At 67.4% G+C, this 15,176-nt stretch carries 13 protein-coding genes; 3 read left to right on the top strand and 10 right to left on the bottom strand.

Annotated features, from left to right (window positions below):
* Position 1: 1 nt before the first annotated feature.
* The 6 genes from FHJ30_RS01065 to FHJ30_RS01045 form a co-directional block, all read right to left on the bottom strand.
* Positions 2 to 1,927, bottom strand: a complete 1,926-nt coding sequence (locus tag FHJ30_RS01065) for a BCCT family transporter (protein WP_139027419.1) — start codon at positions 1,925 to 1,927, stop codon at positions 2 to 4.
* Between the two features lie 11 nt (positions 1,928 to 1,938).
* Positions 1,939 to 2,106 (bottom strand): hypothetical protein, encoded by a 168-nt coding sequence (locus FHJ30_RS21240; RefSeq protein ID WP_171058874.1) that lies wholly within the window; start codon positions 2,104 to 2,106, stop codon positions 1,939 to 1,941.
* Between the two features lie 393 nt (positions 2,107 to 2,499).
* Positions 2,500 to 4,278: a biotin carboxylase N-terminal domain-containing protein gene (locus tag FHJ30_RS01060; protein WP_139027418.1), complete on the bottom strand. Its 1,779-nt coding sequence runs from the start codon at positions 4,276 to 4,278 to the stop codon at positions 2,500 to 2,502.
* A gap of 7 nt (positions 4,279 to 4,285) precedes the next feature.
* A complete protein-coding gene (locus tag FHJ30_RS01055; RefSeq protein WP_139027417.1) occupies positions 4,286 to 6,001 on the bottom strand; it encodes a 5-oxoprolinase/urea amidolyase family protein in 1,716 nt (571 codons plus the stop codon).
* A gap of 15 nt (positions 6,002 to 6,016) precedes the next feature.
* The gene (locus tag FHJ30_RS01050; RefSeq protein WP_139027416.1) at positions 6,017 to 7,369 is read right to left on the bottom strand and encodes an MFS transporter; all 1,353 of its coding nucleotides are present in this window, start codon (positions 7,367 to 7,369) and stop codon (positions 6,017 to 6,019) included.
* Positions 7,370 to 7,427: 58 nt separating this feature from the next.
* Entirely contained in the window at positions 7,428 to 8,186 is a 759-nt protein-coding gene (locus FHJ30_RS01045; protein WP_171058873.1) for a LamB/YcsF family protein, read from the bottom strand.
* 107 nt (positions 8,187 to 8,293) lie between these two features.
* Here FHJ30_RS01045 and FHJ30_RS01040 point away from each other — a divergent pair, with 107 nt between their 5' ends.
* Positions 8,294 to 8,980, top strand: coding sequence for a GntR family transcriptional regulator (locus tag FHJ30_RS01040; RefSeq protein WP_139027414.1), 687 nt, complete (start codon positions 8,294 to 8,296; stop codon positions 8,978 to 8,980).
* 38 nt (positions 8,981 to 9,018) lie between these two features.
* Here the strand turns inward: FHJ30_RS01040 and FHJ30_RS01035 are convergent, their stop codons facing one another.
* Both FHJ30_RS01035 and FHJ30_RS01030 read right to left on the bottom strand, forming a co-directional pair.
* The gene (locus FHJ30_RS01035) at positions 9,019 to 9,831 is read right to left on the bottom strand and encodes an IclR family transcriptional regulator (protein WP_139027413.1); all 813 of its coding nucleotides are present in this window, start codon (positions 9,829 to 9,831) and stop codon (positions 9,019 to 9,021) included.
* Positions 9,832 to 9,867: 36 nt separating this feature from the next.
* A complete protein-coding gene (locus FHJ30_RS01030) occupies positions 9,868 to 11,100 on the bottom strand; it encodes a response regulator transcription factor family protein (protein WP_139027589.1) in 1,233 nt (410 codons plus the stop codon).
* 191 nt (positions 11,101 to 11,291) lie between these two features.
* Between FHJ30_RS01030 and hxlB the strand changes: the two genes are divergently transcribed.
* The gene (hxlB, locus tag FHJ30_RS01025; RefSeq protein ID WP_139027412.1) at positions 11,292 to 11,909 is read left to right on the top strand and encodes a 6-phospho-3-hexuloisomerase; all 618 of its coding nucleotides are present in this window, start codon (positions 11,292 to 11,294) and stop codon (positions 11,907 to 11,909) included.
* A gap of 46 nt (positions 11,910 to 11,955) precedes the next feature.
* Entirely contained in the window at positions 11,956 to 12,579 is a 624-nt protein-coding gene (gene hxlA, locus FHJ30_RS01020; protein WP_139027411.1) for a 3-hexulose-6-phosphate synthase, read from the top strand.
* A 16-nt stretch (positions 12,580 to 12,595) separates the two neighbouring features.
* Here the strand turns inward: hxlA and FHJ30_RS01015 are convergent, their stop codons facing one another.
* Both FHJ30_RS01015 and FHJ30_RS01010 read right to left on the bottom strand, forming a co-directional pair.
* Complete coding sequence (locus FHJ30_RS01015) at positions 12,596 to 13,285, bottom strand: hypothetical protein (protein ID WP_139027410.1); 690 nt, start codon at positions 13,283 to 13,285, stop codon at positions 12,596 to 12,598.
* Between the two features lie 225 nt (positions 13,286 to 13,510).
* Positions 13,511 to 15,061: a glycoside hydrolase family 32 protein gene (locus tag FHJ30_RS01010; protein WP_139027409.1), complete on the bottom strand. Its 1,551-nt coding sequence runs from the start codon at positions 15,059 to 15,061 to the stop codon at positions 13,511 to 13,513.
* Positions 15,062 to 15,176 lie beyond the last annotated feature (115 nt).

Raw genomic sequence — 15,176 nt, 5'->3', positions numbered from 1 at the left:
GTCAACGGGTTTCGCCGGTGGTAGCGCCGGCTTTCGGGGAATCGCTGCTGGTTGCATCACGGTCTGGACTGTCTCCCGGGCAGGTGCCGTCCGGGCAGCGGTCGCCGCATTCATGCTTGGTGACGAGGTCGAACTGGACGCCGCCATGCTGGTCCACGCCGGTACGGATGGCGCGCTCCACTACGGAGTCCGCCAGCCGCCGCCGCAGGGACAGCGGGTCCCGCCGCAGGTCCTTGACCAGGGCGAAACAGAGCAGCAGCATGACCAGCACGAACGGCAGGGCGGCCACGATGGTGATGCGCTGCAGGCCGGACAGCGCCTCGGAGGGCTCATCACCGCCGGCAAGCATCATCACGGCGGCGACTGCGCCGGTGAGGAGGCCCCAGAAGATGACCAGTCCGCGCTTCGGATCGGAGGATCCGTTGGAGCTCAGTGACGCCATGATGATCGACGCCGAGTCGGCACCGGTGATGAAGAAGATGGCCACCAGGACCATGGCAAGGACGATGACGGATGCGGTCAGCCAGCCCGGCATGGACATGTTCCGGACCAGGTCGAACAAGGCTCCGTCGAAGTCGATGGACGGGGAGCCGCTGGCCATGGACACCAGTCCCGGAGTGCCCGCCTTGTCCGCGTCTTCCTGGACCTTGAAGGCCGTGCCGCCAAAGATCCCGAACCAGATGACACTCACGATGCTGGGCACCAGCAGGACGCCGGTGACGAACTGCCGGATAGTGCGGCCGCGGCTGATGCGGGCGATGAACATGCCCACGAAGGGCGTCCAGGACACCCACCATGCCCAGTAGAAGATGGTCCAGCCGGACATCCACGTCCGGAGCGCCTCATCACCAACGGCCTCGGTGCGTGATGACATTTCCGCCAGGTCCCTGGCGTAGTCGCCCACTGCAGCGGGGATGAGGTTGAGGATGAACAAGGTGGGCCCGGCGACGAAGACGATGAGCGCCAGGAGCACGGCCAGGACCATGTTGATGTTGGACAGCCACTGGATGCCGCGGCTGATGCCGGACACTGCCGAGGCCACGAAGCAGGCTGTCAGGACGGCGACGATGGCCACGAGGACGGGGGTGCCGATCTCGCCGATCCAGCCGTTCGACGTCAGGCCGCTGCCGATCTGGAGGGCACCGAGGCCCAGGGAGGCCGCCGTGCCGAAGAGCGTGGCGAAGATCGCCAGGATGTTGATGAACTTACCCACCGGCCCTTCCACCGTCCTGATGCCGAACAGCGAGGTGAACGCCGCGGAGATCAGCTGACGGCGGCCGAGGCGGTAGGTGCCGTAGGCCATGGCGATGCCGACGACGGCGTACATGGCCCAGGGGTGCAGCGTCCAGTGGAAGATGGAGGTGGCCATGGCGGTCTGGATTGCCGCGGGCGTGCGTCCGTCCACCGTTCCCGGCGGCGGGGAGATGTAGTGGTACAGCGGTTCAGCCACACCGTAGAACATCAGGCCGATGCCCATGCCGGCCGCAAACATCATGGCGATCCAGGAGACTGTACGGAACTCGGGCTTTTCGCCGTCCTTGCCCAAGGGGATGTTGCCCCATTTGCCGAGGGCCAGCCAGAGGACAAACACAACGAACAGCGAGGCCAGGACCATAAAGAGCCAGCCGGTGTATTCCATCACCCAATCCAGGGCGAGGGTTGAGGTGGCGGCCAGGCTGTCCCGGCCCAGGAAACCCCAGGCCACGAAGGCCAGGGCGAGGACACCGGTGATGCCGAAGGTGGCCTTGTCCAGGGTGAGTTTCCGGTTCCGGCGCTCAGCCACGGCCTGTTCGGCCTTGGTCTGGCGGAGTTCCTGCATGATCTGTTCGGTGTCTTCGGCCTCGAACCCAGGATCGTGGGAGGCGGGGAGGTCTTCTGCTTCGGGCCAGACGTCGTTGTCCGGACGGGTTTCACTGTTTAAAGCCATGAGCAGGTCCTTTAGTTCGGATTCACGGGCTGGCGCCTGGACGTGGCCGTCCATCCGCCGTGGGGGACGTTGGGGACGTCCGTCGATTCAGTGATCACGATGTCGCCATCGATCGCAGGTAATTCGTGGTGGCGTACCGGGAGTTCGGCCGCTGGCGTCGACGCTTCCCCCTTGTGCACGGTGGTCCTTTGTCTTTGTTCGGGGACAATCGATGAGTTCTGCTATGAACAACAGCACTCGCAATATGCAACAGAGTGCGTCAGCTCACACGGCTTGTCAAGGGTTTTTGCTTCTATTGCGCCCCCTCCGCGTCTTATTGCGGGAATCCTTGACAGCGGGCACGCCAATGATCATCCTGTTTCAAATAGCGCATGCCGTTGCGTAATAAGCAATCGGGCAATTGCACAAGGATGTCGGATGCATGCCGCCAGGCCGGCATGGCCCGCCTCCCGATCCCGGCCCGCACGCACGCACGGAAAGACCCCGGACGTTCGTCCGGGGTCTTTCCGTTATGAGGCGCAGGTACAGCAGCTGGCTGGCCCCGCTGCTCGGCGTATAAGGCTGTTCGGCGCCTAACCCCCGATCGTCGCCAGGACTGCCCCGGCGTTCACCACGCCGCCGGCTTCCGCCCGGATGTCCATGACGGTTCCGCCCCGGTGGGCGGCGACCTGGGTTTCCATCTTCATGGCTTCAAGGACGACGACGGGGTCCCCCGCCGCCACTACGGCGCCCGGCTGGACGAGCCACTTCACCACAGTCCCCGCCATGTCCGCGCGCAGCTCGCCGGGGTGGGCAACGGTAGCCACGGGGCCGCCGTCGTTCTCCCCGTTCCAAGAATGCCCGTTGAGGGAAACGCCCGTGGGAACGCCGGCGCCTGAACGTGCCCAGCCATCCAGCAGGGCCGCGGGAAGGCCGACGGCGTGGCGCCGGCCATCGACGTCGACGGTAATGGTGCGCCGCGCACCGTCCGGAACGGCGGTGCCGAACCGGGGATCAGCCGGAATGGAATCCGCGAAGTCCGTCTCGATCCAGCGCGTGTGGATCCCCAAAGCGGTTTCAGACGTGAAGTCCGGCGCCTCAACCACGGCGCGGTGGAACGGCAGGACGGTTGCCACACCGGCGATGTCCATTTCCGCCAGGGCGCGGCGCGCCCGGCGGAGCGCCTGCTGCCGGTCTGCTCCGGTGACGATCAGCTTGGCCAGCAGGGAATCGAACTGCGGCGCAACAATGGATCCGGCCCGGACCCCAGAGTCCAGCCGGATGCCCGGCCCCGTTGGGCCGCTGAACGTGGTGATGGTTCCTGGGGAGGGCAGGAACCCCCGCCCCACGTCCTCGGCGTTGAGCCGGAACTCGAACGAGTGCCCGCGGGGTTGCGGATCGGCCGCGATGCGCAAGGGCTCACCGGCAGCGATCCGCAGCTGCTCCTGGACCAGGTCCACGCCGGTGGTTTCCTCAGTGATGGGGTGCTCCACCTGCAGCCGCGTGTTCACTTCAAGGAACGCCACGGTGCCGTCGGCGGCCACCAGGAACTCCACCGTTCCGGCCCCCGTATATGAGGCTTCGCGGCAGACCGCCTTGGCGGCGTCGTAAATCTGCTGGGTCTGATGGTCTGTGAGGAAGGGCGCCGGGGCCTCCTCAACCAGCTTCTGGTGCCGGCGCTGGAGCGAGCAGTCCCGCGTTCCCACCACCACCACGTTGCCGTGCCGGTCCGCCAGGACCTGCGCTTCCACGTGCCGGGGCCGGTCCAGGTACCGCTCCACGAAGCACTCGCCGCGGCCGAAGGCCACCACCGCTTCACGGACCGCCGAGTCAAAGGCTTCCTCGATTTGGTCCATGCTGCGCACCACCTTCAGCCCCCGCCCGCCGCCGCCGAAGGCAGCCTTGATGGCGATGGGCAGGCCGTGCTCTTCCGCAAAGGCCCTCGCCTCCGCGGCTGAGGACACCGGTCCGTCGCTGCCGGCCACCAGGGGCGCACCCGCGCGGACGGCGATTTCGCGGGCCGTGATCTTGTTGCCCAGCAGCCGGATGGCCTCCGGCGCGGGCCCGATCCACGTCAACCCGGCATCCAAGACGGCCTGTGCAAAGTCCGCGTTCTCGGACAGGAATCCGTATCCCGGGTGTACGGCGTCCGTTCCGGACTCGGCCGCGACGCGCAGCAGCTTGGGGATATCCAGGTAGGTTTCCGACGGCGCGTTTCCGCCCAGGCTGTAGGCCTCGGTGGCCGCGCCCACGTGCAGGGCGTCGGCGTCCACATCCGCGTAGACGGCCACGGACTCCAGGCCGGCATCCTCGCAGGCACGGGCGATGCGGACGGCGATCTCTCCTCGGTTGGCAATCAGGACCTTGCGCATGTGCTGCTCACTTTTTCTGGGAATCGTTGGGGGAAGTGCTGGACGGTTCAAGGGGCAGGCCGTATCCGGGGGCCCAGCGGAACCTGATGCGGCCGCCGATGGGGACCTGGGCGGCGAGGTCCAGTTGGTGGTCCACCACCACGCCAACCACGGGGTAGCCTCCGGTGATGGGGTGGTCCGCCAGGAACAGCACGGGCTGCCCCTCCGGCGGGACCTGGATGGCGCCGGCCACGGTCCCCTCGCTGGCCAGTTCCCCGTCCCGGCTCCGCTTGAGCGGTTCACCGTCCAGGCGCATGCCCACACGGTTGGAGCGCGGCGTCACCGTCCAGTCCTGGGCGCAGAGCGATTCCAGCGCGGCGGCGTCGAACCAGTCATCGCGGGGGCCGGGCACGACATCCAGGACCGTCACTCCGGTGTCCGGAAAGTCCGGCTGCAGCTCGGGATTCCCCACCACGTTGGAGGACGTGGCGGCTCCGGCGGCCAGCACCTGCCCCGGGGCCAGCGGCGAGGGCCCGATCCCGGACATCGTGTCGGTGGACCGGCTGCCAAGCACGGCTTCGGCATCGGCGCCGCCGCGGATGGCGAGGTAGGAGCGGAAGCCGCGTTGGGGCGCTCCCACGTTCAGGATTTCGCCGTCCAGCAGGGCAAACGCCGTGGCCATGGGGACCTCGCGGACCCGCTCCGGCCGGCCGCCGCCGTCTGTACTTTCAGCTTTGGCACCTACATCCGCCGGCGTCACAACAGTCAGTGCCGCCGGCGCGCCTGTCACTGCAAGCACCTGGTCACCCACGGCCTGCACGCGCAGCCCGCCGGCAACGGTTTCGACGACGGCGGCCGAAGGCTCGTTGCCCACGATGCGGTTGGCGCGGCGCAGGGAGGAACGGTCCAGGGCCCCGGCAGCAGAGACGCCGAGGCCGCCGTAGCCGGGCCGGCCAAGGTCCTGGACCAGGCTCTGCAGCCCCGGCGAGAGGATCCGCAACCCGGAACGGACGGCGGGCCCCTGTTCCTCCGGCGCCTCCGGCTGCACCGTAGCCGCGTCCGGGGCGGAAAGCTCCACGAGCTCGCGTACCGCCCGGAACTGCACCCGGTCCCCCGGGGCAACCAGTGCAGGCTGCTCCCGGCCGAGGTCCCACATCCGTGCGGCGGTGCGGCCAATCAGCTGCCAGCCGCCCGGGGACTGCCGGGGGTAGACGGCGGAATAGGTGCCGGCCAGGGCTACGGATCCGGCGGGAACCGCGGTCCGCGGGGAGCTGCGGCGCGGGACTTCCAGCAGCTGGTTCTCCCCCACCATGTATCCAAAGCCGGGGGCGAAGCCGCCGAAGGCGACGGTCCAGACCTGCCCCGTATGGGCTGCCACAACACCCTCAGCACCGAGGCCGGTGAGCCGTCCCACGTCGGCGAGGTCCTCGCCGTCGTACACGGCCTCGATGACCACCAGCTTGCCTTCCGCCTGCGCGTGGACCGCCAGGTCCAGCTCCAGCAGCCGGGCAGCCAGCCGGCGCGCGGCCTGGGGCGAGTCCGCCTTGACCATCACGGTTTCCGCGGCCGCCAGGACCTCGACCTGGCCGGGGAGCGGGTGCTCCAGCAGGAGGGCCTGCAGCGCCAGCACGTCCTGGAGCCCGGAGAGTTCGGCGAGCACCGCCGTCGTGCCCACCGGCCGTACGGCCAAAACACGGGGGGCGAGCACCCGGGACGCGGTGGTGGGGTTGGTGACTGTTTCCATGGCAATCCGCGCCGGTCAGGCGTGGCTCTCCTGCGCGTGGCCGTTGTGGAGCAGGCGGAGGTCCGCTTCCGGCTGGGGGTCGCGGCCCAGGCGCATGCCCACAATGGTGATGACCGCGGTGAGGGCGATGTAGCCCGCGATCAGGTGCCAGCCGCCGGACGCTGCGCCGTACAGGGCGGTGAAGATCAGCGGTGCCACGGCGCCGCCGATCACACCGGCCAGGGTGTAGGCCAGCGAGCTGCCGGCGTAGCGCAGGCGGGCCGGAAACTGCTCGGTGATGAACGCGGCCTGCGGGCCGTACATAAAGGCGTGCAGGGCCAGGCCGATCACCACGCCGATAGTCAGCATCACCACGGATTTGCCTTGGATCATCAGGAAGAACAGCGGAATGTAGGCTGCGGTGGCCGCGGCGGCCACGCCGTAGACCCAGCGGCGGTTGAAGCGGTCCGTCAGCGCACCGGCGGCCGGGATGAGGAAGAGCTGGAACGCGGAGCCGATGAGGATGGCGGCCAGCACGTTGCCGGTGGTCATGCCGAGTTCCTTGGTGGCGTAGACGGCCACGAACACGGTGAACAGTGCGTAGAGGACGTCCGGGCAGAGGCGTGAGAGGGCTGCGGAAACCAGGGCCCGGGGCTCGCGGGTAAAGACTTCCTTGATGGGTGCCTTGGGACGGTCGCCTTTTGCCTGGATGGCCTTGAACACCGGGGTTTCCTCCAGCTTGAGGCGGATCACGAGGCCGAAGACCACCAGGATGGCCGAGGCGAGGAAGGCTACGCGCCAGCCCCAGGAGAGGAAGGCCTCGGTGCTGAGCGTGGCCGCCAGGACAGCCAGGGCGCCGTTGGCCATCAGGTTGCCGGCCGGCGGACCGATCTGTGCAGCGGAGGACCAGAAGCCGCGCTTGTTGGGATCACCGAATTCGCTGGACAGCAGCACCGCACCGCCCCATTCACCGCCGACGCCGATGCCCTGGGCCAGGCGCAGGAGCACCAGGATGGTGGGGGCTGCGACGCCGATGACCGAGTAGTCGGGCAGCGCACCGATGAGGACCGTGGCGACGCCGATCAGCACCAGGGTGAACACGAGGACGTACTTGCGGCCGATCTTGTCGCCAAGGCGGCCGAAGATCACGCCGCCGATTGGACGGGCCAGGTACCCCACCGCGAAGGCCGAGAAGGACAGGAGCAGGCCCACGAACTCGTCATTCGAGGGGAAGAAGATCTTGGGGAACACCAGCGCCGAGGCGACGGAGTAGATGGCGAAGTCGTAGTACTCAAGCGACGTGCCGGTGAGGCTGGCGATGTAGGCCTTCAGCGCACCGGCCGGCGGCTTCCTTGCCGCGGTCCTTGCTGCCTTGTTGGTGCTGGTCATGTTTTTCCTCCGGGGGTGAGGGGTGGTGCGGAGGCCAGTGAACGGCCGGGAAAGGGATTTAGAGGAACGAGCCGATGCTGACGCCGGCGTCCTCAAGAGCGGACTTCACTGCGGTGGCCATGGCTACGGCCCCGGGCGAGTCACCGTGCACGCAGATGCTGTCCGCGCGGATCTTCAGGACGGAACCGTTGATGGTCCTGACGGACCCCTCGGTTGCCATCCGTAATACATGCTCCGCCACTTCGGCGGGGTCGGAAAGGACCGCACCTGGCTGGCTCCGGGAAACGAGTGTTCCGTCCGGGTTGTACGCGCGGTCCGCGAACGCTTCGGTAACCGGGCGCAGCCCCGCTTCCCCTGCAAGCCGCAGGACTTCGGAACCGGGAAGTCCCATGATGGGCAGGCCGGGGTCAACCGCTTTCACGGCGTCGACGACGGCCTGGGCCTGGGCGGTGTGGTGGATGATGGCGTTGTAGAGGCCGCCGTGCGGCTTCACGTAGCGCACCTGGGCTCCCTCTGCGGCGGCCAGCGCCTGCAGGGCACCGATCTGGTACACCACGTCGTCAGCCAGTTCAGTGGGCTGGATGTCCAGGAAGCGGCGGCCGAAACCGGCGAGGTCCCGGTAGCCGACATGTGCACCGATGGCAACGCCTGCGGCAGCCGCTTCGCGGCAGGTGCGGCGGATAACGCTGGGATCGCCGGCGTGGAACCCGCAGGCAACATTGGCGCTGGTGACGGAACGGAACATGGCGGCATCGTCACCGAGAGTCCAGTGTCCGAACGATTCGCCAACGTCGCTGTTTAGGTCGATGCTTGCCACTTGTGATCTCCATCTCATTGAGCGGTCCTTACTAGGATGCACTAAATCTACGGATTGTTCAACAATCCTTCGATTCGACGATGTGACGATCGTGTAAATTCTGAAGTATGCCCGCCCAAGAGACCAAACTCCGTTCCGCAGGCCGCCTCCGGGTGGCCGTTCCTTCCGTGGCGGAACGGGTGGCTGACGAACTCCGCCTGCAGCTGGCCGAGGGAGCCCTGCTCCCCGGGACACGCCTCACCGAGTCCACCATCGCCGAGGACCTGGGGGTTTCCCGCAACACGGTGCGGGAGGCCTTTGCGGAACTGGCCAGCGAGCGGCTGGTGGTCCGCCACCCCAACCGGGGCGTCTTTGTCGCCAGCCTCGGGGCGGATGACATCCATGACGTCTACACGGTGCGCCGGGCCATCGAGGTGAGCGCGCTGCGCGCGGGCGGGCGCCCGGAGGACGTGGCCGCCGTCCGGGCCGCCGTGGAGGAAGGCAAACGTGCTGCGGCTGCCGGTGACGATGACGCGGGGGGCACCGCCAACCAGCATTTCCACGGCGCGATTGTTGCCTTGGCCCGGAGCCCGCGGCTGAACACCATCATGGCCCAGGTCCTGGCCGAGATGCGCCTGTTCTTCCACAAAGCCACCGCGGACTCACACTTCTACCAGCGATACCTGCCGGACAATGAGGCGATCTGCGAGGCACTGGAAGCCGGCGAGCTGGACCGCGCCGCGGATCTCCTGCTGGCGTACCTGGACCGATCCGAGGACAACCTCAGCAGCGTGCACGGGGACAGCCCGGAATAAGTTCAGCCCCCGCTGCGGAAACGAATTACCGGAACGAATTACCGGCGCCCGGTGTAACCCATCTTGGCGCTGACCTGGAGGCCGCCCTGCTTCAGCGCCTCTATGAGTCCCGGGGCCTTTTCCGGATCAAAGCGGAACGCGGGGCCGGAAATGCTGATGGCCCCGATCACGGCGCCCAGGTGGTTGTAGACCGGAACGGCAACAGCGGTCAGCCCGATCTCGAACTCCTCCCGCACCAGGCCGTAGCCTTCGCGGGCGACGTCGATCAGCTGGGTTTCGAGTTGCTTCCGGTTGGTGATGGTCCGGGGCGTCCGTGCCTTGAGTCCCGTCTCCTTCAGGATGCGGTCCCGGTCTTCCGCCGGCAACCCGGCCAGCAGGACCTTCCCGCTCGAGGTGGCATGCAGCGGCGTCAGGTTTCCCACCCAGTCATAGGTGGCCAGGGTTGACGGGCCCATCGCCTGGTCCACGTTGACGGCGTAGTTGGAGCGGAGGACGGCCAGGTTCACCGTTTCCTTGAATTCCTCCGCCAGGGCCTCGAGGACGGGCCGGGCCTCCCGGACCAGGCTGAGCCGCCCCGGAATAGAGCTGGCCAGCCGCAGGATGCCGAAGCCCAGCTGGTACTTTCCGCGGTCGCTGTTCTGGTGGACCATTTCCCGGCTCACCAGCGAACCGAGGAGCCGGGAGACGGTGGACTTGTGGATGCCCATCTCCTCGGCAATGTCGCTCACGCCGGCATGGCCGTCCCGCGCCAGGATCTCCAGGACCGCGAGGGCCCGGTCAACGGACTGGACACCGCCGTGCTGGCCCGCTTCAGCGTCGACATCGGGTTCGCGTTCATTCTTCGCAGCCATGACTAATACTCTCAAGTAGCCTGCGCCAAGGAGAAATTAACGGAGGCCGTTGCTGTGCGCGAGCGCCATTGCTTCGGTACGGGAGGAGGCGCCGAGCTTCCGGTAGAGGTTGCGGAGATGGAATTTCACCGTGTTCTCGCTGATGTGGAGCTTCGCAGCGATGCCCCGGTTCCGCTGGCCCGCAGCCAGGAGCTGGAGGACCTCCAGTTCACGCTCCCCCAGGTTCCAGCCCGCGACGTCGGCCGCCGGGCGGGCAGGTGGGTCGAGCGGGAGCGTGACGGCGACGTCGGCGCCCCAGCCCGGCATCACATCCACACCCATGCTGCCGTTGAGCGCCTCAACCCGCTGGACCAGGCGTGCCACGGCAGGTGACGCCGCGGAAAGCTCGCCGGGACCGTCGTCGCGCACGTTGACCAGCAGGTTCGCGCCGTCGCAGTCCCACTGTGTCCGGATCCGGCGCACTCCCTGCTGATCCACCATGGCCAGCACCAGGCCGCGGACGATCGCCCTGGCGGCGTGCGCCACTTCGCCCGGCAGCGCCCGGCCGTTGACCGGCGGCTCGATGAACTGGACGTCGATGCCGCTGAAGCTCATCAGCGGGCGCAGGTCCTCGCGGAGGCGCTGGAACGCGGACGCAACGGGCTCCTCCACCAGGTCGGTGGTGCGGTCACTGACCGTGCGGAGTCCCACCAAGGCCTTCGCCGCGGCGTCCGTTGCCGCCGTCCGGGCAGCGGCGTCTGCCAGCGCCGGCGACCTCAGCGCCGCGAGCAGGGTCTCAAGGGTGGTGGAGTGCTGGTCCACCAGTTCGGCGGTCACGCGCAGGCGTTCGGCCGAGGCCGCGCGGGACTCGATGAGGTACGACGGCGGCGCGTCGGCCACCTTTTCGCGGATCCGCTCGGCTGCCAGCGTCCAGAGGTAATGGAGGATCCAATGCGGGTCCGGCCCGGCGACCGGGGCGTGGATGGGCTGCGGATCGGAAAGGACCAGCAGCGCATTGCTGGGCGACGACACGGCGAGGAGCGGGCGGCCCTCGCCGCCAAACACGGCTTCGCCGCTCCAAGCCGCACCGCTCCGGGCTGCACCGCTGTTCCCTTCAGCGGCGAGGGTGGTGCGGATGGCGTCCAGTTCCGCGATGGACACGCGGCTGATGATGGCCTCGGCGCCGGCCTTCTTCTGCGGCCGGCCGGTGCAGTCCTCGGTGAAGATCACCAGTGCGCTTGATTCCCAGTACGGGCTGAGGGCGGCCCTCAGCCGGTGGGCGATGTCCATCAGGGGAGCCGCGGCCAGTGCGGCGACTGCTTCAAGCAGGGCTGTTTCGGAGCGTTCCACCCGCCCAGTGTACGGGCCGGGCACAGGACACCCACCCCTTTGGATAGCAAAAACCGTCCCATCATGGCGTTGGGCCCACCCAACTGACGGGCGAGCATTGAAAGGTCTACTACGTTCAAGGAGGTACGGGCATGGACACCATCGCAGCAACAGACCCGGCAACCGTGGCGGGTTCACCCCTGACCGGCACCGCCCGGGCCTTTGACCACAACCGCACCCTGGTCCTGGATGAGGTGGGCAGCGTCTTCCGGTGCGTCGACCCCGCAGAGGTCGCAGCCCTGGTGACCGAGCTTCGGCTGGCGGACAGGGTCTTCGTCACCGGTGCCGGCCGCAGCGGCCTGGTCCTGAAGATGGCGGCGATGCGGCTGATGCACCTCGGCCTCACGGTCCACGTGGTGGGCGAGACCACGGCACCCGCCATCCGTGCCGGGGACCTGCTGCTGGCAGCCTCCGGTTCCGGCACCACCGCCGGTGTGGTCAAGGCAGCGGAAACCGCCGCCGCCCAAGGCGCGCGCGTGGCCGCCTACACCACCAGCAGTGGTTCCCCGCTCGCGGCAGCCGCTGCCGCCGTCGTCCTCATCCCTGCCGCACAGAAGACGGACCACGGTTCGGCGGTGACCCGGCAGTACTCGGGAAGCCTCTTTGAGCAGGTGCTGTTCGCCACCACCGAGGCGGTGTTCCAATCCCTGTGGGACGAGGACGCTGCCGCCCCCGAGGATCTCTGGCAGCGCCACGCAAACCTCGAATAAGTTTCCGCTCCCCCTATCCGCTGTTCCAACCCGAAAGAGAAGAACAATGAAACTGCAAGTAGCCATGGACGTCCTCACCGTCGAAGCCGCCCTGGACCTGGCCGGAAAAGTCGCCGAGTACGTGGACATCATCGAACTGGGCACGCCGCTGGTGAAGAACGCAGGCCTTGCCGCCGTCACCGCCGTCAAGACCGCCCACCCGGACAAGATTGTCTTCGCGGACATGAAGACCATGGACGCCGGCGAACTGGAGGCCGAAATCGCGTTCGCCGCCGGCGCCGACCTGGTTTCCGTGCTGGGCAGCGCCGACGACTCCACCATCGCAGGCGCCGTCAAGGCCGCCAAGGCCCACAACAAGGGCATTGTGGTGGACCTGATCGGCGTCCAGGACAAGGTAAGCCGCGCCCAGGAGGCCCGCGCACTGGGTGCCAAGTTCATCGAATTCCACGCCGGCCTGGATGAGCAGGCAAAGCCCGGCTACAACCTGGACGTGCTGCTGAACGCCGGCGAAGAGGCCCGCGTGCCTTTCTCCGTCGCCGGTGGCGTGAACCTGTCCACCATTGAAGCCGTGCAGCGCGCAGGCGCCGATGTGGCCGTCGTCGGCGGCTCCATCTACAGCGCCGACGACCCCGCCGTCGCCGCCAAGGAACTGAGGGCAGCGATCATCTAGCTTCCAGCGGGTCGGGTCAGGCAGTGGCAGAGCCCCGCGGCGCAGCAGCCCTGGGGGCGGCTGCGCCGTGGCCCCTCGGCCACATGTGAACGGCCATAACGAACGCCCACGCGGCCAACAGCACAAGGGCCACCAGCCGCGGCGCCGAATCGAAGAGGCCAACATAGGAAACCATGACGCCGTGGACAACCCAGGCGACCCCCGAGGCTGCAGCCAGCCAGCCAGGCCAGCGGGCATAGGCGTGGCCAAATGCCAGGGCAAGGCCGAAGAAGACCAGCGTGAGCCCAAGCAGGATATTGGAATAGCTTTGCAGCGCGTACTCGGTCCACCTCAACCCCATGGCGGCCGAAAGGGCGGCAGGTTCCTGGTCCGCCGGGGCCTTGGCCCAGGCATCCACTGCCCATTTGAGCGCAACACCGTCCACCGCCTGGAGCATGGCAATGGCAGCCGCGGTCAGGATCATCGCGGCGAGGCCAAAGCGTGCCAGCGGACTTGGCCCTTCACCCTTGCCCAGCATGGCAAAGTACAGGGCCACCAGTCCGCCGAAGAACACCAGGCCCGCCGCCCACTGGGTGAAGTGGATGGCGATCCAGTCGCTGCGCTCTGCGTACTCCCTGAATACCGCCGTGTGGTTCATGACATCTTCCCGGGACGGGTGGACCGCCGTGGCGGCCACCAGCAGGACCACGCCCAGGGGAAGCGCCACCGCACCGATTCTTGCCCAAAGTGCACTTGGCTCCGCACGAGTTTCCATCGCATCCTCCACTCCAAGCCGGATGCATACCCTCGGCATGTCACCCGCCAGGGGACGCATTGCCAGGCTTTCGATTGCTTCACATTTTGGCTGGAGCGGGCGGCACTTCGCCCGCAGCAACCACCGTAGGGGGCCAGTGCGGGATGTAGTAGGGCCGTTTGGCCTTGGCCTTTTGGGTTATTCGAAGGACCGGATGGTGATGCCGGAGAAGGTGGCCGGGCCGCCGTCGGTATAGAACGAAATCCCCGTGTCGCCGTTCGCAAAGTGCACCTGCTGGGAGAGCACGGTGTGCCCGGCATTCACGAACACCTCCACGCTCTGCGTATCAACGAAGATCCTCAGATGCACGGAGCGTGCCGCGGGGTCTATGGGAGCGGCTGCGCGCGTATAGGGCGCCAGGGAGAAGCCCGGCTGGTCCGAGGGCGCGCGGTCCACGTAGAGTTCGTTGCCGTATTTGCCGATGTTCGTGTGCCTGGCGCCGTCCGTGGAGCGCCCCACCGAAACCCCGACATTCGCCGCCGCGTCCCAGGAGATGTCCAGTTCAAGCTCGTATGCCCGGCCGCACCAGGGCAACACCGCGCTGCCGTTGACCGTGCGGTCCGGGAATGCGGTGGTGGAGGCGGCGTACCGGGTGAGTGCGCCCAGCGGGCTGCTCAGCAACGAATACCAGCCGCCTGCCTGGCGCTCCAGGCGCAGTTCCCTCACCACCGAATTCTGGCCGTTGTACCCGTCAGTGGCATCGGTGGGCACGTCCCGGGCGGCGTACTTCCAGTTGTTCATCCAGCCGATCGCGTACCGCCGCGTTTCAGGCGCCTCGATGGCCGGCCAGGTGACAGCGCCGTACCAGTCCCATCCCCAGTCGAGCCACTGCGGGCTGTTGACGTCGTCAGCAAGGAACTGCTCCCCGTCCCACCGTCCTGTCCAGTAGGCGTAGGTCATGGGCAGCCCGATGCTGTAGGCGTCCATGCTGGCACCCAGCACCCAATGCCGGGTGCCGTCATTGGCTGTCATCTCGAAGAGGTCGGGACACTCGATGCCGCCCAACGCATGGTTGGGAAAGTCGAAGTTACGCTTCAGCTGCCAGTCACGCAGGTTCGGTGAAGTGTAGAACGCTGCGTACCGTGCGCGGCCGATCACGCACACCCACTCGTGCCGGACGGCATCCCAGTGGATCTTCGGGTCACGGAACCACTCTGCATTGTCGATCTCCGCCTGAGTGGCGGCAGCCCTTCCGTCCGTGTTCACGATCACGGGATCCGGAAGCGCCGTGAATGAATAGCCGCCGTTCGTTGACCAGTACAGGTACTGGTCCTGGTATTTTCGGATGCCGCCCGTGGGCTGGGTTGCCAGCGCGATGACCGCGCCGGCCCCGAATCCGGCGGTGTTGGCCGTGTCCACCACCGCAGATCCCGACCAAACGGGGAAATCCGGCTGCAGCGGCAGCGCGTCGCCGTGATGGGCGAAGGATACGGCGTCCGTGGTGGTGGCATGGTCCCAACCGCCCTGGCCGTTGTTCTGCGTGGAGTGCAGGTAGTAGAGGTGGTAGGCGCCGTCCAGGTACACCGGGCGTTGGGGGTCGCAGAGCCAACCCGACGGGGGTGTCATGTGATAGACGGCCCGCAGGGAACCTTGGGCGAGGGCGGGGGCGGCAGCAAGGTTGCTGCCTGCGAACAATGCGAGGGCTCCCGTGCCCTGCAGGACATGGCGGCGGGAAATGGCATGGGTCATCTTTGACTTCCTCTCGTGGGGGCGGCTCTGCCCGTGCGCAACGGTGGGGCTCACTGCTGCTGGAACCTACGTTGGTCCGCCACAGCCGCCCTTTTGGTCAAGCGCTTTAGCAGGA

Source organism: Arthrobacter sp. BB-1, assembly GCF_006151685.1.
Taxonomy (GTDB): domain Bacteria; phylum Actinomycetota; class Actinomycetes; order Actinomycetales; family Micrococcaceae; genus Arthrobacter.
Note: the sequence above shows the minus strand (reverse complement) of the source record. Positions and strands in the feature narration are given on the sequence as shown.